Here is a 21,147-nt window from a genome sequence, read left to right on the forward strand (position 1 = left end):
GGCGAGGGCGGCGCGCAGTCCGAAGGAAAGGGTTCCGTCGACGCTGTGCAGCGCGAGGGCGCCGCGCGGGGAGAGCGCCCGCCGTACCCGTTCGGCCACCCGCGGCAGGTGTCTCACTCAATTGTCCAAACGGCCCGGGAATCTTTTTCTCACCGTCCGGCAGAACACCGAACAAGTCAAACAAAGAACCGATTCGAATATGCCCATAGGCGCCTGAATCCATAACCGCTTGTGCGGTCGGACAAAGCATTTTGTGGCGGCTTCCAGAATCATCGGCGGGCGCCCGACCAGCGCACCCGTTCTGCAAAGATCAGCTTGCGGGGGTCCGAGGGCGGGGGTTGGCTTGGACAAACCCATTGCGCACCTGGAGTCACCATGTCGATGTCGCCGTTCGGGTTCGGTCCCTCGGACCCTTTCAGTGAAATGTTCAACCGGTTCTTCGGTACGTCCCCCGCGAGTTCGCCGCCCGCGGTGCAGCGGGTGCCCATCGGCCGGCTGCTCACCGAGTCGTCGCAGGAACTGCTGAACCTGGCCGCGCAGAAGGCGCACGAGGACGGCACCTCCGATCTGGACACCGAACATCTGCTGTGGGCGACGACCAAGGTGCAGCCGTCGCGACGGGTGCTCGAGCAGGCCGGTGTCGATCCCGACCGGCTCGCGGAGGAGATCGCCAAGGTCCTGCCGCAGGAGGCCGGGCAGCCGTCCGCGGAGCCGGGTCTCACCCCGGCGGCCAAGCGTTCGCTGGCGGCCGCGCACGCCCAGTCGCAGGCGGCGGGCGTCTCCTACATCGGGCCCGAACACATCCTCGGCGCCCTCCTCTCCGACCCGGCGACGGGCGCCGCCCGCCTGCTCAGCGCGGCGGGCCTCGACCTGAACCGGGTCACGGACGCCACGGATCAGGCGACCCGGGCCGACAGCGCCGGCGGCGGTGGCGGCGGCAGCGGGACGGCAGGCGCGTCCACGACGCTCGACGAGTTCGGCCGCGACCTCACCGAGGAGGCCAAGGCCGGCAAGCTCGACCCGGTCGTCGGGCGGGCCGAGGAGATCGAGCAGACCGTGGAGATCCTCTCCCGGCGCTCCAAGAACAACCCGGTGCTGATCGGTGAGCCCGGCGTCGGCAAGACCGCCATCGTCGAGGGCCTCGCGCAGCGCATCGTCGCGGGCGAGGTGCCCGGCACGCTCAAGGACAAGCGGGTCGTCGCCCTCGACCTGTCGGGGATGGTGGCGGGTGCGCAGTACCGCGGCCAGTTCGAGGAGCGCCTCAAGAAGGTCATCGAGGACGTCCAGAACGCGGGCGGTGACATCATCCTGTTCATCGACGAGCTGCACACCGTCGTCGGTGCGGGCGCCACCGGCGAGGGCTCGATGGACGCGGGCAACATGCTCAAACCGGCCCTGGCGCGCGGCGAGTTGCACGTCGTGGGCGCCACCACGATCGACGAGTACCGCAAGCACATCGAGAAGGACGCCGCCCTTGAGCGCCGCTTCCAGCCCGTACTGATTCCGGAGCCGACGGTCGAGGAGACCGTGCAGATCCTGGAGGGGCTGCGCGACGCCTACGAGGCGCACCACCAAGTCCGCTTCGCCGACGGCGCGTTGGCCGCCGCCGCGGAGCTGTCGGACCGCTACGTCAGCGACCGGTTCCTGCCCGACAAGGCCATCGACCTGATGGACCAGGCGGGCGCCCGGGTGCGGCTGCGTTCCGCCAGCCGCTCGACCGAGGTTGTCGAGCGCGAGGACCGGATCGCCAAGCTGACCCGCGAGAAGGACCAGGCCGTCGCCTCCGAGGACTTCGAGAAGGCGTCCGAGCTGAAGAAGCAGATCGGCGAAGTGGAGGGCGAGGTCGCCGGGATCGAGGAGCGCCGCGAGGGCGTGGTCTCCGTGACGGCCGACGACATCGCCGACATCGTCTCGCGCCGCACCGGCATCCCGGTCGCCCAGCTCACCGCGGGCGAGAAGGAGCGGCTGCTGAAGCTGGAGGAGGAGATGCACGCCCGCATCGTCGGGCAGGACGAGGCGGTCACCGCGGTCTCGCAGGCCGTGCGCCGCAACCGCGCGGGCATGGGCGACCCGAACCGGCCCGTCGGCTCGTTCCTCTTCCTCGGTCCGACGGGTGTCGGCAAGACCGAACTCGCCAAGACGCTGGCGGAGTTGCTGTTCGGCGACGAGAGCCGGATGGTCCGCTTCGACATGAGCGAGTTCCAGGAGAAGCACACCGTCGCGCGTCTGGTCGGCGCCCCTCCCGGCTACGTCGGCTACGACGAGGCGGGCCAGCTCACCGAGAAGGTGCGCCGCCAGCCCTACAGCGTCGTCCTGTTCGACGAGGTGGAGAAGGCACACCCGGACATCTTCAACACGCTGCTGCAGATCCTCGACGACGGCCGGCTCACCGACTCCCAGGGCCGCACCGTCGACTTCCGGCACTGCGTGGTCATCATGACGTCGAACATCGGCGCCCACCGCATCCTCGCCCACCAGGGCGACGCCGCGGAGCTCAAGGACGAGCTGATGGAGGAGCTGCGGGGCCGGTTCCTGCCGGAGTTCCTCAACCGCATCGACGACATCATCGTCTTCCACAGCCTCACCGAGGACGACCTCGGGCGGATCGTCGACCACCTGCTGGACCAGAGTGAGCGCCGGGTGCACGCGCAGGGGCTGAACCTGGAGGTCACCGAGGCGGCCAAGAAGCTGCTGATCGCGCACGGCCACCAGCCGGAGTTCGGCGCCCGCCCGCTGCGCCGCACCATCCAGACCGAGCTCGACAACCGCATCGCGTCGCTGCTCCTTGCCGGCGAGGCCGAACCGGGCGACACCATCGTCGCCGACGTACAGAACGACACCCTGCACTGCACGATCCGTACGAGCACGAACTCAGCCGACAAGGAATGAGCCCAGTGAACGCCTCCCAGGACGGTCAGGACACACCGGAGTCGCGCGTCGGACCGGAACCCGAGGGCCGGCCGGACTTCAGCCAGTACCACCACCCGGCCGCCGGCTGGGGCGCCGCCAAGAGTGTCACCCGGTTCCTGGTGCGCGAGCGCGAACTGCTCGACGGGCCCCGGGCGATCCTCAAGATGAACCACGAGAACGGCGGCTTCGACTGTCCCGGCTGTGCCTGGCCCGACGACCGCAAGGGCCTGCACCTGGACATCTGCGAGAACGGGATCAAGCACGTCACCTGGGAGATGACGCGCAAGCGGGTCGGCCGGGAGTTCTTCGCCCGGCACTCGGTGAGCGAGCTGTCGGGGTGGAGCGACTTCGCGCTGGAGGACCAGGGCCGGCTGACCGAGCCGATGAGTTACGACCCGGAGAGCGACCACTACGTCCCCATCAGCTGGAAGGACGCCTTCGAGCTGGTGGGCCGCACCCTGCGGGACCTGCACAACCCGAACCAGGCCTCGTTCTACACGTCCGGGCGGCTCGGGAACGAGGCCACGTTCCTCTACCAGCTGTGGGCGAGGGAGTTCGGCACGAACAACCTTCCCGACTGCTCCAACATGTGTCACGAGGCCAGCGGCCGGGCGTTGCAGGCCTCGCTCGGCACCGGCAAGGGGACGTGCGACCTCGCGGACTGGGAGACCACGGACGCCCTGTTCATCATGGGTGTCAACGCCGCGTCCAACGCGCCGCGGATGCTCACCGCGCTCGCCGAGGCCTACGACCGCGGCGCGCAGGTCGTGCACATCAACCCGCTCGTCGAGGCGGCGGCCACCCGCACGATCATCCCGCACGACTTCAAGGACATGGCGCTCAACAAGGCGACGCGCACCAGCACCCTCAACCTCCAGGTGCGCATCGGCGGCGACATGGCGTTCCTGCGCGGCATCGCCAAGGCGGTCCTCGAGCAGTCGACGTCCGACCCGAAGGCCCTGGACCGGGAGTTCATCGACCGGCACACCGACGGCTTCGACGCGTACCGGGAGTTGTGCGAGGCGACGCCCTGGGACGAGATCGAGCGCCAGTCGGGGCTGAGCCGCGAGGACATCCTCAAGGCCGCCCGCGTCTACCGCGACGCGGACCGCAGCATCATCAGCTGGTGCCTCGGCGTGACCCAGCACGAGCACGGCGTCGACACGGTCCGCGAGATCGTCAACGTCCTTCTGCTGCGCGGCAATCTGGGCCGCGAGGGCGCGGGCCCCTCCCCCGTGCGCGGCCACAGCAACGTGCAGGGCAACCGGACCTGCGGCATCGACCACCGCCCCACCGACGCGTTCCTGACGCGGCTCGCGGAGGCCTGCGACATCGACGCGCCGCGTGCCCACGGGCTCGACACGATCGGCACGATCGAGGCGATGCGGCGCGGCGACGTGAAGGTGTTCGTCGGCATGGGCGGCAACTTCGCGCTCGCGGCGCCCGACACCCCGTATACGTACGAGGCGTTGCGCACCTGCGAGCTGACGGTGCAGGTCAGTACGAAGCTCAACCGGAGTCATCTCGTGCACGGGCGCCGGGCGTTGATCCTGCCGTGCCTGGGCCGCACCGAGAAGGACGAGCAGCGCGGCGGCCTGCAGTCCACCTCCGTCGAGGACTCGATGAGCATGGTGCACCTGTCCGTCGGCATGAAGCGCCCAGCGTCGAAGCACCTGCTGTCCGAGCCGGCGATCATCTCCGGGATGGCGCGCGCCACGCTGCCCGACAGCGGCACACCCTGGGAGTGGTACGTCGAGGACTACGACCGCGTCCGCGACACCATGGCGCAGGTCATCGACGGGTTCGAGGACTGCAACCGGCGGGTGCGCCTGCCGCTCGGCTTCCGCATCAAGCAGCCCGCCCGCGAGCTGGTCTTCCTCACGGACTCCGGCCGCGCCGAGTTCTCCGCGGCGCCGCTGCCCGACGTGATCCCGGAGCCGGGCACCCTGGCGCTTGGCACGATGCGCTCCCACGACCAGTGGAACACCACCATCTACTCCGACAACGACCGCTACCGGGGCATCAAGAACCTGCGCACGCTGGTCTTCCTGAACCAGGACGACATGCGGGAGCGCGGCATCGGCGAGTTCGACCCGGTCGACATCACGAGCACGGCCCGCGACGGCAGCAAGCGCGGCCTCAAGGGCTACCTGGCCGTCCCGTACGACATCCCGCGCGGCTGCGCGGCCGGTTACATGCCGGAGATGAACGTCCTCTGCGCGCTCGGCGACCACAGCACGCAGAGCGACCAGCCGATCATGAAGCACGTGAAGGTGACGGTCGAACCCTCGGGCTGAACACCTCGAGCTGAACACCCCACGGTTCAGGGGCCGGTCGGGCCGAGGGGTCAGACCGGCCGGATCGAGCGTGCCTCGTAGGCGAGGGCAGCGCTCGGTTGCGGACCCCGGCAGGTCAGCCGGTGCGGGGCCGTGCGGTGGGCGTGCACCTCGACGTCGAAGGCGGTCGGCCGCGGCGCGTGGAGTTCGACGCGGACGCGCCAGACGTCGCCGTCGCGGGACGTGCCGGTGACGGCGTAGTCGTGGCGGCCGGCGGGGCCGAAGTGCGCGAGCAGGGCGGTGATGGCGGCCTGTTGGGGCGGCGCGAGGTCCGTGTATCCCCGCAGGTGCCGGGCGTGGACGCGCCCGGCCAGGTGTTCCTCGACGACCTCGGCGGCCGAGTCCGCGTCGAGGTCGCCGTAGTACACGCCGTCGGGCACGACGACGACGTTGGCCGCGAACCGGTCCCCTCCGACATGGGTGCACTCCCAGACGAGGTTCGGCCAGAGCGCACTCAGCGCCTTCGCGACGGGGCGTCCGCGCACCGCGCAGCAGATGTCGTGCTGGCCGTGGACGCAGACGAGGACGACCGGCGGATGGTCGAGCCCGCCCGGTGTCCGCAGCGCTTCGGCGATCTCCAGCAGATCGGCGTCACGGGTCCAGGTCCCCCAGCGCTGCCGGTGCGCGCCGGACGGTTCGTGGTGCAACACGGCCCAGCGGCCGGGGCCTTCGGGGCGGGGGCGGGCGGTCCGTCTGACCAGGAGGATGCGGGCCCTGACCGCGTGGGCGGCGGCCCAGACGTGGGCCTTGACCTCCGGGTCGAGGTCGAGGCCGTCGAAGCCGTTGGTGGGCCAGGCGCCCCGGTACTCGATGAGCACCCAGACGGCGCCGCGCGGCGCCGTGCCCGCGAGGGAGTCGCCGCGGATGCGGGCGGCCTCGGCGCAGAAGAAGCGGTCGGTGGGGGGCACGGGGCGGCTACCGTCCGGCGGGTACCAGGACGCCCGCGCGCAGCAGTCTTTCGGCGAGGGCCAGGCCGATGTCGCCGGCCGTGCGGACCTCGCCGTCCAGCAGGCCGTTGACGGTGGCCCGGTCGCTCTCCGAGAAGTCGAGCCAGCCCACCCGGGTCGTCAGCCGTGTGCCCTCCCACCTGGCTTCGAGTGCCGCCCTGAGGCGGACCGGCGACTGCGCGTCGAGGGTGTCGACGGCGGCGAGCTGGGCCAGCGGGCCGAGCGGGGCCGGGCGGGCCTGGCCCCGGCGGGCGCGGTGGAACAGCGGGGCGGGGTCGGCCTCGGCGACGGCGGCGGTGAGGCGTTCCCTGATGCCGTCGACGGCGTCGGTCCACGCCGCGTCACCCAGGGGCAGCGAGGCGCGCGCTTCCGGGTCGTCGCGCAACACGTCGAGCGCGGCCTCGGCGAGCCGTTCTGCCAGCGCGTACCGGGTCCAGACGTGGACGCCCAGCGTCAGATGGACCGACACCTCGCCCTGCGCCTCGGCGGCGTGCAGCCAGCCTCGCGGCAGGTACAGCACATCGCCGGGTTCCAGGACGGTGTCGATGTACGCGGGTCCCCGCGCGGCCTCGGCGACGGCCTCGCGGCGGTCGGTCCAGGGCTGGTCGCGCAGCGGGTCGCGGTGCACGGGCTCGTGGACGAGCCAGCGCTTGCGGCCCTGGATCTGCACGACGAACACGTCGTGTACGTCGTAGTGGTCGTCGAAGCCCCGGTTCAGCGGCGGGGTGATGTACGCGTTGGCCTGCACGGGGTGTCCCAGCTCGGCGCTCAGTTCCGCGCACAGGTCACCGACCGGGGCCCACGTGCGCTGCAGCGCCTGGAGGACGAGCGTGGCGCCGTCCGCGAACAGCCGCCACAGCGCGGTGTCGTCCAGCTGGTCGGCGATGGTCGCGCCGACACCGGCCGGCGAGGTGTACGAGGACTCGGGGAGCACGGCGCCGTCCTTGGCCACGCGGAGGAACGGCGTACGGAGCCCGCGGCCCGACACGAGTTCGTCCACGGCGTCGGCACCGAACACGTCGGAGAAGTCGCTCGCGGCGGTCGTGAGCAGCGCGGTGCGCGACCAGACCTTGTGGGCGAACTCCTCGAGGGCGAGGCCGGTCAGACGGCTCTCCAGAATCCCGGCGCCCGCTGAGCCACCGGGATTCCGGAACCCGGTCCGGGGAGCGGTCAAGAGGCGTTACCGCCGCCGTCCGCACCGCCATCGGCACCGCCGTCATGGACACCGGGCTGCCCGGCCGCACCACCGTCAGCGGGCCCCTCGGCACCACCGTCCGCACCGCCGTCCTGCACACCCGGCTGCCCGGCCGCACCGCCATCGGCAGGTCCCTCGGCACCACCGTCCGCGCCACCGTCGTGCACACCGGGCTGCCCGGCCGCACCACCGTCGGCGGGCCCCTCGGCACCACCGTCCGCGCCACCGTCGTGCACACCCGGCACTCCGGCCGCTCCGCCGTCGGCGGGGCCCTCGTGCTCGTTCGGGTCCTGGTCGGAGACCATGGTTTCTCCTCTGGATCGACGTCATGTGCCGTCGTCCCGTCGATGAGGCCGGTCATGGCTCACCAGCGGACCGAGGGCGATTCGACCATGCTCACCCAGGAGTCGGGCGTCTGCATCCGGTGGCCGTACGAGGAGGGCGGTGGCTCCGCGTCCCTACGCGAGCCGTACGCCCAGTCGCAGTACGAGCGCGCCGCCGTCGAGCAGGGATTCCTTGATCATCCAGGACTGCGCGGGCAGTTCCGTGCCCGCGCGGCTGGTGTGGGCCTCGACAGCGAGCACGGTCGAATCCGGCCGGCCGTCCCCTGGCACGAGGATCTCGGCAGCGGCCTCCTCGCCGTCCGCAAAGTGCACGACGAAGGTCAGCGGTTGCGGGGTGTCGAGGTGTGCCGCCGGGGCGTCGACGCCCTCCACGCGGATCCGTGCTCCGGGAAAGAGGTGGCTGTGTCCCGTGTACGCCCGGGGCTGGTCGGTGCTCCCCATCGGTTCATCATCTCCCGGCCGCCGTGGTCGTGCATGACCTTGCACCGGGTAGGCACACCGGCGCGTTTCATGCCGTTATGGGACCATTTTGTACATGAACCCGGCGAACACCACAGGCTCGGACGACACCGTTCTGTACTACGGAAGCCTGGGCAGCCCCCACAGGCTCCAGGTGTTCCTCGAGCTGCGGGACCGCGCGAGTCACCGCATGGCGGTGAGTCTGCTCGACACCATGCGGCAGGGCGCCGACGAGGGCACGTACGTGGTCAAGTTCCACTTCTCGGCCACCATCGACGACACGGTCGGCGGCAGCGGATCGGTGCGCGGCCTGAGCGCCCTCGCCGCGGCGAGCGACGTGGGGCGGCGGCAGTTCATGGACTACCTGGCCGTGCTGTTCGAAGCGCAGCCGTTCCCGCCGGGCAACGACGACTTCGCGCAGCCCTCGGTGCTGCTGTCACTGGCGAGCAAGGTCAACGGCCTCCGCTCCCCCGGCTTCGACCAGAAGGTCATCGACAACGCCTACGGCGACTGGGCGGCCCGGTCCGTGGGCGATTTCGACTCCTACGGCGTCGTGGGCACACCCGTGTGCTGGTACGACGACGAGGTCGTGCCCGTCGTGAAGGTCGACGGCCCCGCCGTCGACCCCCAGGAGTTCCGCGCGCGACTGCACACCTGAGTCAGTCGTGCAGGTGGACCGGGATCCGCTGCCAGCCGTACGCGATGAACGACGGGACCTGGCGCAGCTCTTCGGGAGCCACCGCGAGCCGCAGGTCCGGGTAGCGGTCGAAGAGGGCGGGCAGCGCGGTGCGGGCCTCCAGGCGGGCCAGCGGGGCACCGATGCAGCGGTGGACGCCGATGCCGAAGGACATGTGGTCGTCGGCGGCGTGCGTCGCGTCGAACTCGTCGGCCGTGGGGCCGTAGTGCTCAGGGTCGTAGCCCGAGGCGGCGTAGGTGGTGAGGATGGCATCGCCTGCGGGGATGGTGACTCCGTCGACGGTCACGTCGGTGACCGCGAAGCGCAGCGGCAGGCTGGCGATGGAGGGGTGCACACGCAGCGTCTCGTCGATGACGGCGTCCCAGGAGATCTCGCCCGCGCGGACGGCGGCGAGCTGCTCGGGGTGGGTGAGCAGGGCGACGACCGCGTTGCCGATCAGGTTGACGGTCGTCTCGAAGCCCGCGCCGATGACCAGGAGCAGCGTGTAGAGCAGCTCCTCCTCGCTGAGCCGGTCGCCGTCCTCCGCGCGCACCCGCAGCAGCTCGGTGGTCATGTCGTCGCCGGGGTGCTCGGTGCGGTGCGCGATGATCGCCGGCAGCACGGTGCCGATCTGCTCCTGCACGAACGCGCCGTGCTCGGGGCTCGGGTCGGACGTGTCCATGATGGCGTCGACGAGCCGCTCCACCGGACCGAGCAACTCGTCCGGAACACCGAAGAGTTCGCAGATGAGCTGCATCGGAAGCTGGTTGGCGTAGGTGGGACGCAGGTCCACGACCTCGTCGGGCGCCGCCGAGTCGAGGGCCTTGAGGAGTGTCTCGGTGATGTGCTCGACGCGGGGGCGCATCGCCTCGGTGCGGCGGGCGGTGAAGCTGGGGGCGACGAGCTTGCGGAGGCGGGTGTGGTCGGATCCGTAGGTGGAGAGCATGTTGACCACGCCGACCCAGCCGAGGACCCAGCCCCACTCCGGGTGTTCGCCGACCTCGGACCACAGCGACCAGTGCTTGCGCGGGTCCTTGCTCACCTGCGGGTCCAGGATCAGCGAGCGCAGCGTGTCGTAGCGGGTGGGCGCCCAGGCCGGTATGCCACCGGGCAGTTCGACGGGGACCACGGGCCCCGCCGCGCGCAGTCGGGCGGCCTCGGCCGGCAGGTCGGCGCCGAACGGGTCGATGGCGATACGGGGCGAAGACGCGGTCTCGGTCACTCGGCTGCTCCTGACTGGGATGCGGTACGGGGGACGAAGCGGACGGGCAGTTCCGTCAGGGAGCGGTGGAACGGGCCTGTGCGCCAGGTCAGTTGATCGCGCGGCGTGAGCGGTTCGAGGTCGGGCAGCCACTGGGTGAGACGTTCGATGGCCTCGGTGGCGATGAGCAGGGTGTGCTGCTTGACCGGGCAGGAGTGCTCCCCGGCCGACCAGGACAGGTGCGAGGCGTCGTGCGGATGACGGTCGACGGTGGTGTCCGCCTCCGCCGCCTGCCCGAGGGCCCCGTACGAGATGACGACGGGGACGGCGGCGCGCACCCACACACCATGGAACGTGAGCGGCTCGCGGGCGAAGTGGATGCCGTAGTTGGCGAGTGGTGTCTCGTGCCGCAGCACCTCGACGACCGCGTCCATGACCGGCCGGGATCCGCTGGTCAGCGTCGAGTAGTACGCCGGGTTGCCGAGGATCCGCGACAGCGAGTTGGAGACGAGGTTGGCGGTGGGCTCGTGGCCCGCGCCGAGCATCAGGAAGACCTGCCAGGTGACCTCCTCGGGGGTGAGGCCGAGGGGGTGGTCGAGCAGCCAGCTGGTGAGGTCCTGGCCGCGCTCGGCGCTCTTGGCGGCGACGAGGTCCAGGATGTAGCGGCCGAACTCCTCCTCGCCGCGCGCGGCGTCCTCGCCGCCGTCCATCACCCGTGCGATCGCGTCCTGGAGGCGGTCGCTCTCGCGGTCCGGGAGCCCGAAGAGGTTGTTGAAGACCAGCGACATCAGCGGGCGGGCGAACTCGCTCACCAGGTCGGCCCGCCCCCGCGGCGCCATCCCCGCGGCCAGCACGTCCACTGCGCGGTGCACCCGCTCGCGCAGGTCGTGCGGCTCCACCAGGTCGAAGGCATCGGACAGGGAGCGCCGGTAACGCACGTGCAGATCGCCGTCGTTGAACAGGGCGTTGGGCCGCCAGCGCATCATGCCGAGGATCGGCAGGTCGCCGTCGACGCTCTCCTCCCACGCCCTCGGGTCGTGCGACCAGGCCTCGGTGTCGTGCAGCAGGTCGAGGGCGGCCCGCCGGTCGGTGACGACGTACGCGGGGACGCCGGGGGCGAGTTCGGCGTGGCCGACCGGGCCCTGGGCGCGCAGGGCCGCGTAGTAGCTGTGCGGGTCGGCGGCGAAGCCGTCCTCCCACAGGCGGACCGGCGCGGACAGATGGAAGTCCTCGGCCTGCGCGGGATACGTCATCGGGGCTCCGGGATGCTGCGGTCGATCAGGTGCTGCACGAGGGCGAGCAGCGCGTCGACGGAGGAGTGCGTGTCGCGGGCGTCGCAGACCACCATCGGGGTGTCGGGGTCCAGGTCGAGGGAGACCCGGATCTGCTCCTCGGTGTAACTGCGGCTGTCCGGGAAGGTGTTGAGGGCGACGGCGTAGGGCAGCCCGGACTCCTCGACGAGGCCGAGGGCGTCGAAGGACTCGTCGATCCTGCGGGTGTCGACCAGCACGAGCGCGCCGAGGGCGCCGTACGCGATGTCGTCCCACAGGGCACGGAAGCGCTCCTGGCCGGGGGTGCCGAACAGGTAGAGCACGGCCCCGCCCTTGAGGCTGATCCGCCCGAAGTCGATGGCGACGGTCGTGGTCTTCTTCTCCCGCACGCCCGCGAGGTCGTCGACCGCCACGGAGGCCTCGGTGAGCTGCTCCTCGGTGTGCAGCGGGCGGATCTCGGAGACGGAGTCGATCAGGGTGGTCTTGCCCACCCCGAAAGGACCGGTGACCAGGATCTTCACCAGCTCGCGTGCGGTGTCCGGGAGATGCACGGAGCTGTTGCCGCCCGTGGACTCGGGCGGTGCGCTCGCGGGCGCGAGCGCGGGCTCGGGCTCGGCGCCCGCGGGCTTAGCGCTTGAGGGCGCGGAGGCCATCGGCGACTCTCTTCAGCAGGTCGGGATCGGGCTGCGCGGCGGGCGGGACCGGCGGGCGGGCGCCCACGAGCCCCTGGTCGATCAGTGCGGCGGCGAGCACCCGCACGGCGGAGACCGGCAGTTCGAGCAGGGCGGCGGACTCGACCACCGTGAGCGAACCGCCGTCGAGGGTGCGCAGCAGGGCGTGCTGGGCGGCGGGCAGAGCGGCGGGCCAGGGCGCGGCGACGCCCGTCAGTACGGAGAGCCGCTCCAGGCTGTTGCGGCTGGGCCGCGCGACGCCGCCGGTGGCGAGGTACGCGGGGACCAGCGGCCGGCCGCTCCGACGGCCCGTCATTCCCCGGTGCCGCCGTCGGTCCCACGGGGCGCGGCCGCCATGGCCTTCTCGCCGAGCCTGGCCACCTGCGAGTGGACCCGGTGGCCGAGCAGGTCGAGCCGGACCTCGGGGTCACCGAAGGCGGCCACACAGGTGCCGTGCGCGGTGGGCGCGACGAGGATGTAGCCGTGGTCGGACTCGATGACCACCTGGCGTACGTCCGCGGACTCCTGGTCGGCGAAGGCGGCCGCCGCGGTGCGGCACGCGCCCTGCACGGTGCTGGTGATGGCGGCGACACGCTCCGCGGACGCCTGCGTCAGCGCCTCGGTGTATCCGGAGACCAGTCCGTCCCTGGTGAGCAGGACGGCGGCCTGGACGTGCGGGATCTCCAGGATCGGATCGAGGACCCAAGCGCTGTCGCCGAGGTCGCGGCTACTCATCGGGGGTGTTCCCTTCACTGTGCTCACCGGTGCCGGGGCGGTCGCCGGCGGTGTCGTGCGGTTGCTGTGCGGGCCGCTCCTCCCGCGCCGCGGCGGTGGCCGCCTGGAGGGCGCCGAGCGCGGCGGCCTGCTCCTCGGGGCTGCGGTGCGCCGCGGGCCGCGGCTTCGCCGGCGCGGCGCCCGGGGCGGGCCGCGCGTCGGTGCGGGCCCGGCGGCGGCGCCGGGGCAGCTCGTCGCCGTCGGTGGGCGGGGTGTCCGGCCGGGCGGACGGCACGGCCGGGGCCGCGACGGGGGCGGCCGGTGTCTCGTCGGCCGCGAGGGCGTGGGTGGTGTCGTGGCCGGTGTCGCCGGCGGCCTCGCGCGTGGACCGCGGGGCCGCGGCGGCGGGCTTGCGCGCCTCGGGGGCGATCGTGCACAGCAGGTGGTCGCGGACGAGCAGGACCGCGCGGACGCCGCCGTACGGGGAGGGCGAGGACAGGTCGACGGCCAGGTCGAACTGGCGGGTGAGCTGGCCGATCGCGGCGAGGCCCATGCGGGGCGGGTCGCCGAGCTCCGACAGGAGGATGGGCTCCTCCCCCGCCACCATCCGCTGGGCGTGGGCCCGTTCGTCGGAGCTCATGCCGACACCGGCGTCGTCGACGGTCACGCTGACGCCGTGGTGGACCCGTTCGAGGTGCACGCCCACGGAGGTGTCGGGCGAGGAGTACCTGAGGGCGTTGTCGAGCAGTTCGGCCACGATGATGGCGACCGGCTCGACGGCGTGCGAGATCAGCCCGGTGCCGTCCTCGAGGTGGTTGTGGACCTCCACCCGCTCGTATCCGGCGAGCCGTGACTGGCCGCCGGTGACGGCCTCCACCAGGTGCGACTCGCCGCGGGCGAGGCCGACCCAGGCGCCGCAGACCACGGCGGCGACCTGCGCGCGGCGCAGCGACTGCTCGTTCTCGTGGTCGAGCGCGAACAGGGTCTGCGCCAACTCGGGGTCGTCGTAGCGCTCCTGGAGCCCGCGCAGGACGTCCTGCAGCCGGTACAGGCCCGCCTGGATCTCGCGGGTGGCGCCGCGCATCCCGGCACGGGCGGCGGCGTCGACGCGCTTGCGCTCCTGAGCGATGGCGCCGCGCAGCACGTCGAGCACGGCGTCGAGGCCGTCGGTCAGTTCCTTGCCGCCGAGTTCGGGCCGCAGGGGGCCGGGCACCTTGTAGTGCGGGTGGGCGGCGTGGGTGGCCGTGGCCGGCATGCGGGTGCCGGACAGGTGGGCGATCTCGGACGCGAACGCCGCGGTGAGCTCGTCGTTCTCCTCGCGGGCGGCCTCGGCCTCCTCGCGGGCCGCCTCGAGTTCCAGCCGGGACGCCTCGAGGCGGGAACGGAGCGACGCGGCCTCGACGCGCTGTCTGCCGCCGCGCTGACGGGCCTTCACAAGACCGCCACCGAGCACGAACGCAGAAACGGTCCCGGCGGCCAGCGCGCCCGCGGCCAGCTCGGGTATCTCAATCATGGATGCGGACCTCGAGGGGAACAGGGCGTGGGGGCCGGCTGCGAGGAGGGGACGGGGTGGGGGGGAAGGAGACAGGGCCCGGAAGCCGGAAGCCCGCCTGCCGCTTTCGACCCTACCCCCCGCCACACGTTCGAGTGAAGCCGTCTCGGGATCTTGAATCGGCTCGCCACGGGCCCATTTGACGGCGCGCCACCTCCAAGGGGGTTACCGGCGGTCCCCGTCACCCGGTGATCGAAAAGAAGATCGTGTCCTGGGTGAACCAGTCGCGGTCGTGGTGCTCCTCCCACTCCTCGTGCTCGAACTCGAGCCGCTCGATGAGCAGTTGCAGATCAAAGGCGAAGCCCTCGGGCACCTTGTCCAGAACCGCGCGGTAGGCCTCGACCGCCGGTTTGACCCGGTCCAGGGGCCAGTGGCCGAAGTTCTCCATCGCGTGCTCGGGCAGCGGCAGCGGGAAGGGGAACTCGGACGGCAGTCCACCCATGACACGGTCGCCGGGCAGCAGGCCGACGGGGACTCCCGCACGGCGCAGCTCGATGTCCAACGCGTCGAAGAACGTCGCCGGCTTCGAGTAGACGGCGAGGTCCACCGGGTCCGAGGCGTTGCAGTCGATGACTATCTGCATCGCCGCCGCGTACGCGTTGCCCGCCGCCTCCGCCGTGCATGTGGCGTGCCCGGCGAGCAGATGGTCAAGCGCCTCGGGCACCGTCAGCTCCCAGCCCAGGTCCTGCCACTCCACGTCCGCCTGTCGGGCCTGCGCCCGCTCCTGCATGAACGCGGCGATGCGCCGCTGCTCGGCGGTGAACTTCTCGGCGGCCCCCAGGAACCCGATGACCTGCGCCTTGTCCGCCGTGCTGAACGAGATGATCCGACTCATACGCCCACACTGCCAGGCCCCACTGACAACGCCCCCTTGCACGGCGCGAGATGAGCGAGGAACCCGTCGTGCGACCGAGTTACGCGTGGGCCCGGTGCGTCGGGCAGGATGTGCGGACGCATCCGCACGGGGGAGGAATTCACCAGTGAGCAGCAACCATACGGGCCCGTACGCCGGCGGCCCCCAGCAGCCGGGGCCGTACGGCGGTCAGCCGGGGCCGTACGGTGCGCAGCCCGGGCAGCCGAGTCCGTTTCCGCAGCAGGGGCAGCCGGGTCCGTACGGCCAGCAGGGGCAGCCGGGGCCGTATGCCCAGCCGGGGCAGCCGGGACCGTTCGTGCAGCCGCAGCAAGGTGGGTTCGGGTTTCCGCAGCAGCCGGGCGGATATCCTCCGCGCCGCGGCGGAGGTGGCAAGGGCCTGCTGATCACCGCCGGTGTGGGGGTGGCTCTGGTGGCGGTCGGCGGCGCGCTGTTCTGGTTCTTCGGTTACAAGGGCCTCAAGGACGACGGCCCGCACACGCTGACCGCGCCGTCGACGATGTCGTTCTCCGCCTACTACCGCAACGGCGACCAGGCGGATCCCGAGCTCGCGACGGACGATCCCGAGAAGCTCGCGTGGCACGAGATGGACAAGCCCACGGAGCTCGCCGCCACCTACTCCGACCAGATCCTCGACAACGTCGACACCTCCGATCCGGGCGCGGCCGAGGACACCCTGCAGCGTGCGCAGGACGGCAAGAGCTTCTCGGTCACGGCCGCATACGGCAGGTTCGAGAACCCGAAACTGGCCTTGAGCTACTACTTCGAACTCGTGGAGAAGAAGGTCAGAGCGGCTACGGAGAAGGCTCCCGGCCACCTCGTCCCGTACTTCAGCACGCAAGAGGAGGCGGAGGCGGACTCGCTCAGCGGAGCCGAGCTGGAATGCGTGGACTTCGAGGTCAACGACCTGGCCGACAACGAGCCGGCCACCGAGACGACGTGGTGCGGCTGGGCCGACTACTCGACGGTCGGGATCGTCACCCCGCGCGACGGGACCCTCGGGGTGTCCAAGGAGGAGGCGGCCGAGCTCACGGGACACGTCCGCAGCGAGATGCGCGTCGAGAAGTAGGGCCCCTCAGCATCGGCACGCTCCCGGTCAGCTCAGCTCGAAACCGTGGTAGTGGCTCACCGCGACCCCGTTCGTGAGGTCGCGGTAGAGGCCGACGCCGCCGATGAAGGGCATGAACACCCGTTGCTTGCCGGGGATGTTGGCGCCCATGTACCAGGACGCGGCCTTCGGCATGAGGGTGAGGTCGCCGAGGTCGTTGGTCGTGTTGACCCAGTTGTCCTCGGCGTCGGGGTCGGCCTCCATGCGGTGCAGTCCGCGCTCGCGCAGGTGTGTGAGGGCGCGGGTGATCCAGTCCACGTGGTGCTCGATCGAGGTCATCATGTTGGAGAGGACGGACGGGCTCTGCGGGCCGGTGACCGTGAACAGGTTGGGGAAGCCCGCCGACATCAGGCCCAGGTAGGTGCGCGGCCCGTGCTCCCACTTCTCCCGCAGTGAGCGGCCGTCGGCGCCCCGGATGTCGATGGCGTTCAGGGCGCCGGTCATCGCGTCGAACCCGGTCGCCATGACGATGACGTCGACATCGTGCTCGGCCCCGCCGCCGGTGCGGATGCCGTGCTCCGTGATGCGCTCGATGGGGCGTTCCGTGAGGTCGACCAGGGTGACGTTGTCCTGGTTGAACACCTCGAAGTAGCCGGTGTCGACACACATTCGCTTGCTGGCGATCGGGTACGTGCGCGGGGTGAGCCGTTCGGCGAGTTCGGGGCTCTTCACCTTCTCGCGGATCCGGGCGCGGACGTACTCGGCGACGACCTCGTTGGCCTCCGCGTCCTTGAGCAGATCGCTGAAACCGCTGCCGAAGCACAGTCCGCCGTCGTCCCAGCGGCGGTCCAACTCCCTGCGGATTACCGTCTCTTCGGTCTCGGTCAGCAGCACCTGACCGTCCTCGTCGCAGTCGAAGCCCTTCGACGAGGCGCGGGACACCTCGCGGCGCTCCGGGTAGCGCGCCCGCGCCGCGGCGAGGCGGGCGGCGTTGGGGCCGTTGTGGGCGGGCACCGCGTACGACGGGGTGCGCTGGAAGACGGTGAGCGAGCCGACCAGCGGGGCGATGGCGGTGATGGTCTGCAGCCCGGAGGAGCCGGTGCCGATCACGGCGACCCGCTTGCCGGTCAGGTCGGCGCCCTCATGCGGCCAGCTCGACGTCCACAGCACCTCGCCCGCGAAGTCCGCGAGGCCCTCGAAGTCGGGCCGGGAGGGCACGGACAGACACCCGGTGGCCGCGATGACATGGCGCGCGGTGCGGAGTGTGCCGTCGGATGCGCTCACCGTCCAGCGGCCCGCTCCCTCGTCCCAGTCGAGCGACTCCACGCGGGTGTTGAGGACGATGTCCCGGCGCAGGTCGAAGCGGTCGGCCACATGGCGGACGTAGGAGAGGATCTCCGGCTGGGCGGCGTAGCGCTCGCTCCAGTCCCACTCCTGCTCCAGGTCGGCGTCGAAGGAGTACGAGTACTCGACGGACTCGATGTCGCAGCGGGCACCGGGGTACCGGTTCCAGTACCAGGTGCCTCCGACGTCCGCGCCCGCCTCGACGACGAGGGCGTCGAAGCCGAGCGCGCGCAGCCGGTGCAGTTGGTAGAGGCCGGCGAAACCGGCACCGATGACGATCACGTCGTGGTCGGCCATGGCTCACACCGTCCTTTCGGCGACGAACGTGTTGATGTGCTCCGCGACCAGGCGCAGCCCGTCCTCGAACCCGGGCAGGATGCCCACCATCTGGAAGAAGGCGTGCATCTGGCCCGCGGCCTCCTCCAGGACCACCGGGACACCCGCCTCGCGCAGGGCGTGCGCGTAGGCGACGCCTTCGTCGTGCAGCGGGTCGTACTCGGCGACGTACACGAGAGCGGGGGGCAGGCCCGCGAGGCTGTCTGCGCGCAGCGGGGAGGCGTCCGGGTGGGTGCGGGCCCGCTCGTCGGGGAGGTAGTGGCTCCAGAACCAGGCCATCGTGTCGCGGGCGAGCAGGAGTTGGTTCTGCGGCGCGACGTACGAGGGCCGGTCCAGGTCGCAGTCGGTGACGGGGTAGACGAGGGCCTGGTAGTCGATGGTGGGGCCGCCACGGTCCCGCGCCCACTGGGTCATCACGGCGGCGATGTTGCCACCCGCGCTGTCGCCCGCGACGAGCAACGGGGCACCGTCCGGGGCGAGTTCGGCCGCGTGCTTCGCGGCCCAGGTCAGCCCCGCCCAGCTGTCCTCGATCGCGGTCGGGAACGGGTGCTCGGGCGCCTTGCGGTAGTTGACCATCACCACGGTCGACTGCGTGGCGTTCGCGAGGCGGCGGCCCACGTGGTCGTACTGCAGGTCGATGTCACCGATCACCCAGCCGCCGCCGTGGAAGTACACGAGGACCGCCTGCGGGGTGCCCTCGGGGCGCAGCACCCGGACGCGGAACCGCCCGCCGTCCCGGCCCTCGACCTTGGCGTCCCGCACCTCGCCGACGTCCGGGCCCCGGCCGCTGAGACCGGAAAGGATCGGGCCGTGCAGCCGGGCGATGGCCGGCGTGGACTCGTGCATCGCCGGGCCGTCGGCCTCGGCCAGTTCCGCCAGGAACATCTGGGTCACCGGTTCCAGTGGCATACGGCCGTCCCCTCGTCGATCCCGCTCGTCTTCTCGGAGGTGATGCGCGTACGGCAGGCGGGTCCGGTCCCGCGCACCGGCCGCTGTACCGTGCACGGACCATGCTCGCCGGAGATCCTCGCGGGGTCCAGACCTCGGCGGGGACTGGGTCTCCCGTGGTCACCCGGGCCAAGGAGATCGCGGGCGATCGGGACGTCACCATCGCGAGCCCGGCGATCACCCGGCAGGCGCTCGACCTGGGCCTCGTGGACGAGGTGTGCGTCAGCCTGGTGCCGGTGCTGTTCGGCGAGGGCATCCCCTCCTTCGCGAAACTGGCACGCGGCCACCTGCTCCTCGACGACCCGGTCGTCGTCCGGGGGCGCCGCACCCTTCCCCACCCCACGTTGGTGATCTACGTTTGGCATCGCCCGCCACCGAAAGGCCGACGATGCCGTTCCCCACCAGCGTTCAGCACAACCCGGTCGTCCAGCGGGCGGTCCGCCGCCTCGACGAGCTCGGCGACCCCCGCTTCGGACAGACGCTGGTGCGCTGCCTGGACGACACGCTGGCCCGCACCATCCGCCCGATGCCGGACGGCACCGCCTTCGTCGTGACGGGTGACATCCCCGCCATGTGGCTGCGCGACTCGACGACGCAGATGATGCCGTACCTCGCCCTCCTGAAGGACGACACGGACCTTCAGGACCTCCTTCTCGCGGTACTGCGCCGCCAGTTCGGCCAGATCGCGCACAACCCGTACGCCAACGCGTTCAACGCCGAGCCGTCCGGTCGCGCCCACGACGCGGGCGACCTGTGCGAGGACCCCTGGGTCTGGGAGGAGAAGTACGAGGTCGACTCCCTCGCCTTCCCGCTCCTGTTCGCCCACCGCTTCTGGCGGGCGACCGGGCGCACCGACCACCTGGCGCAGGCGTTGGAGGCGGCGCGCTCCGCGATCTCCGTGTGGCGCACGGAGCAGGACCACGAACACCTCTCGAAGTACCGCTTCGTGCGGGCGAACGTCCCGCCGACCGACACCCTGCGGAACGAGGGGCGCGGCACGCCCGTCGCCCCGACCGGGATGACGTGGAGCGCGTTCAGGCCGAGCGACGACGCGTGCACGTACGGGTACAACGTGCCCGCCAACCTGTGCGCGGCCGCCGCCCTCGACGGCGTCGCCGCGCTGGCGCGGCACGCGGCGGACGACGAACTCGCCGACGAGGCCGTCCAGTTGGCGGGCGAGCTGCGCGCGGCGACCCGGCGGCACGGCACGGTCGACCGCCCCGGCCAGGGGACGATCTACGCCTACGAGGTGGACGGGCTCGGCAACGCGCTTCTGGCGGACGACGCCAACATGCCCAGCCTGCTGTCCCTGCCACTGGTCGCCGACATCTCCCCGTCGGACCCGCTGTACCTGGCCACCCGCGCGTTCGTGCTCTCCCCCGCCAACCCGACCTGGTACCGCGGAACGGCCGCCGAGGGCGTGGGCAGCCCCCACACCCCCGACGGTTACATCTGGCCGATCGCCCTCGCCGTGGAGGGGCTGACCAGCGAAGATCCGGACGAGCGCCTGCGGTTGCTGCGCACGCTCGTCGACACCGACGGCGGGACCGGGGCGATGCACGAGTCGTTCCACAAGGACGACCCCGACCGGTTCACCCGCGACTGGTTCTCCTGGGCCAACGCCATGTACGCGGAACTGGCCCTGGACGTGGCCGGGTGCGGCACGCGTTCCCTGTGGGACACGTCGGCGCGGGCGTAGACGCAGGGGTCGCACCGGCTGACCGTCAGGTACGTGCCGCGGCGCGAAGCCTGTTGCCTTCCCTGCGGTCCTGCAGCCCTACGACGACGGTGAGGCCGGCCCCGGCCGCGATCGGCGCCGGCATCCCGACGAAGAACCACCACGGAACCTCGGACTCGACGCTCGTGCGCCACTGCACGAGGTTGCCCACGGCGAAGGACAGCCCGATCCCGAAGTTGGTGACGAGCAGCGCCACGGCCATCCGGCGGGCTCCGGTGCGCGTCGCGGGCCGCTGGCTGCCGGCGACCACGAACCGGGGCTCGGCGTCGGGCAGTTCGGCGGTCGGCGTGGCCCGCAGCACCATCGCGGCGGTGACCGACAGCAGCGCGGTCACACCCGCGTAGACGAAGACGAGCATGAACGCGGCGCCCACGGACTTGTCCGCCCAGGCGTCCACACCACTGCCACCGATGTGCCGCGGGATGCGGTCGGGCAGGCTCGGGTACACGGCGATGCCCCAGGCCGTCATCCCGGCCAGCAGCGACACACCGGCCGCCAGCCAGGCCCGGGGATAGCGCGGTGGGTCGTACGAGGCTTCCGGCATGCCCCCATTGTGGGGCGGCAGGGCCCGCGTGACCCTTCCCGC

At 71.5% G+C, this 21,147-nt stretch carries 19 protein-coding genes; 5 read left to right on the top strand and 14 right to left on the bottom strand.

Features of this window, described 5'->3' with window-relative positions:
* The first annotated feature begins 375 nt into the window (after positions 1–375).
* Entirely contained in the window at positions 376–2,889 is a 2,514-nt protein-coding gene (locus tag ACFV9W_RS06755; protein ID WP_385756288.1) for an ATP-dependent Clp protease ATP-binding subunit, read from the top strand.
* Positions 2,886–5,207 (top strand): FdhF/YdeP family oxidoreductase, encoded by a 2,322-nt coding sequence (locus ACFV9W_RS06760; RefSeq protein ID WP_385756290.1) that lies wholly within the window; start codon positions 2,886–2,888, stop codon positions 5,205–5,207. Before ACFV9W_RS06755 ends, ACFV9W_RS06760 begins: the two co-directional genes overlap by 4 nt.
* A gap of 50 nt (positions 5,208–5,257) precedes the next feature.
* Here the strand turns inward: ACFV9W_RS06760 and ACFV9W_RS06765 are convergent, their stop codons facing one another.
* From ACFV9W_RS06765 to ACFV9W_RS06780, 4 genes are all read right to left on the bottom strand, one after another.
* Positions 5,258–6,154 (bottom strand): sucrase ferredoxin, encoded by an 897-nt coding sequence (locus tag ACFV9W_RS06765; RefSeq protein WP_385756292.1) that lies wholly within the window; start codon positions 6,152–6,154, stop codon positions 5,258–5,260.
* A gap of 7 nt (positions 6,155–6,161) precedes the next feature.
* Positions 6,162–7,367, bottom strand: coding sequence for a cupin domain-containing protein (locus ACFV9W_RS06770; RefSeq protein WP_385756294.1), 1,206 nt, complete (start codon positions 7,365–7,367; stop codon positions 6,162–6,164).
* Complete coding sequence (locus ACFV9W_RS06775; RefSeq protein WP_385756296.1) at positions 7,364–7,693, bottom strand: hypothetical protein; 330 nt, start codon at positions 7,691–7,693, stop codon at positions 7,364–7,366. The genes ACFV9W_RS06770 and ACFV9W_RS06775 overlap by 4 nt, the downstream gene beginning before the upstream one ends.
* A gap of 153 nt (positions 7,694–7,846) precedes the next feature.
* Entirely contained in the window at positions 7,847–8,173 is a 327-nt protein-coding gene (locus tag ACFV9W_RS06780) for a hypothetical protein (RefSeq protein ID WP_385756297.1), read from the bottom strand.
* A 94-nt stretch (positions 8,174–8,267) separates the two neighbouring features.
* Between ACFV9W_RS06780 and ACFV9W_RS06785 the strand changes: the two genes are divergently transcribed.
* Positions 8,268–8,849: a DsbA family protein gene (locus ACFV9W_RS06785; protein WP_385756298.1), complete on the top strand. Its 582-nt coding sequence runs from the start codon at positions 8,268–8,270 to the stop codon at positions 8,847–8,849.
* 1 nt (position 8,850) lies between these two features.
* Here the strand turns inward: ACFV9W_RS06785 and ACFV9W_RS06790 are convergent, their stop codons facing one another.
* The 7 genes from ACFV9W_RS06790 to ACFV9W_RS06820 form a co-directional block, all read right to left on the bottom strand.
* The gene (locus tag ACFV9W_RS06790; RefSeq protein ID WP_385756299.1) at positions 8,851–10,089 is read right to left on the bottom strand and encodes a cytochrome P450; all 1,239 of its coding nucleotides are present in this window, start codon (positions 10,087–10,089) and stop codon (positions 8,851–8,853) included.
* Positions 10,086–11,321, bottom strand: a complete 1,236-nt coding sequence (locus ACFV9W_RS06795; protein ID WP_385756301.1) for a cytochrome P450 — start codon at positions 11,319–11,321, stop codon at positions 10,086–10,088. Before ACFV9W_RS06795 ends, ACFV9W_RS06790 begins: the two co-directional genes overlap by 4 nt.
* Positions 11,318–11,992, bottom strand: a complete 675-nt coding sequence (locus tag ACFV9W_RS06800) for an ATP/GTP-binding protein (RefSeq protein ID WP_385756302.1) — start codon at positions 11,990–11,992, stop codon at positions 11,318–11,320. Before ACFV9W_RS06800 ends, ACFV9W_RS06795 begins: the two co-directional genes overlap by 4 nt.
* Positions 11,967–12,326, bottom strand: a complete 360-nt coding sequence (locus ACFV9W_RS06805; protein WP_385756304.1) for a DUF742 domain-containing protein — start codon at positions 12,324–12,326, stop codon at positions 11,967–11,969. The genes ACFV9W_RS06800 and ACFV9W_RS06805 overlap by 26 nt, the downstream gene beginning before the upstream one ends.
* Positions 12,323–12,745: a roadblock/LC7 domain-containing protein gene (locus ACFV9W_RS06810; RefSeq protein WP_385756305.1), complete on the bottom strand. Its 423-nt coding sequence runs from the start codon at positions 12,743–12,745 to the stop codon at positions 12,323–12,325. The genes ACFV9W_RS06805 and ACFV9W_RS06810 overlap by 4 nt, the downstream gene beginning before the upstream one ends.
* Positions 12,738–14,237, bottom strand: coding sequence for a sensor histidine kinase (locus tag ACFV9W_RS06815; protein WP_385756307.1), 1,500 nt, complete (start codon positions 14,235–14,237; stop codon positions 12,738–12,740). The genes ACFV9W_RS06810 and ACFV9W_RS06815 overlap by 8 nt, the downstream gene beginning before the upstream one ends.
* A gap of 220 nt (positions 14,238–14,457) precedes the next feature.
* Entirely contained in the window at positions 14,458–15,111 is a 654-nt protein-coding gene (locus tag ACFV9W_RS06820; RefSeq protein ID WP_385756309.1) for a hypothetical protein, read from the bottom strand.
* A gap of 145 nt (positions 15,112–15,256) precedes the next feature.
* Here ACFV9W_RS06820 and ACFV9W_RS06825 point away from each other — a divergent pair, with 145 nt between their 5' ends.
* A complete protein-coding gene (locus tag ACFV9W_RS06825; protein ID WP_385756311.1) occupies positions 15,257–16,216 on the top strand; it encodes a hypothetical protein in 960 nt (319 codons plus the stop codon).
* Between the two features lie 27 nt (positions 16,217–16,243).
* Here the strand turns inward: ACFV9W_RS06825 and ACFV9W_RS06830 are convergent, their stop codons facing one another.
* On the bottom strand, positions 16,244–17,836 hold the full coding sequence (locus ACFV9W_RS06830; protein ID WP_385756313.1) for a flavin-containing monooxygenase: 1,593 nt from the start codon (positions 17,834–17,836) through the stop codon (positions 16,244–16,246).
* Between the two features lie 3 nt (positions 17,837–17,839).
* Positions 17,840–18,784, bottom strand: coding sequence for an alpha/beta hydrolase (locus tag ACFV9W_RS06835; RefSeq protein ID WP_385756315.1), 945 nt, complete (start codon positions 18,782–18,784; stop codon positions 17,840–17,842).
* Positions 18,785–19,211: 427 nt separating this feature from the next.
* Between ACFV9W_RS06835 and ACFV9W_RS06840 the strand changes: the two genes are divergently transcribed.
* Positions 19,212–20,522, top strand: a complete 1,311-nt coding sequence (locus ACFV9W_RS06840) for a glycoside hydrolase family 125 protein (protein WP_385756316.1) — start codon at positions 19,212–19,214, stop codon at positions 20,520–20,522.
* A gap of 25 nt (positions 20,523–20,547) precedes the next feature.
* Here the strand turns inward: ACFV9W_RS06840 and ACFV9W_RS06845 are convergent, their stop codons facing one another.
* Positions 20,548–21,105, bottom strand: a complete 558-nt coding sequence (locus ACFV9W_RS06845; RefSeq protein WP_385756317.1) for a DUF1648 domain-containing protein — start codon at positions 21,103–21,105, stop codon at positions 20,548–20,550.
* Between the last annotated feature and the right edge of the window lie 42 nt (positions 21,106–21,147).

Source organism: Streptomyces sp. NPDC059897, assembly GCF_042730865.1.
Classification (GTDB): domain Bacteria; phylum Actinomycetota; class Actinomycetes; order Streptomycetales; family Streptomycetaceae; genus Streptomyces.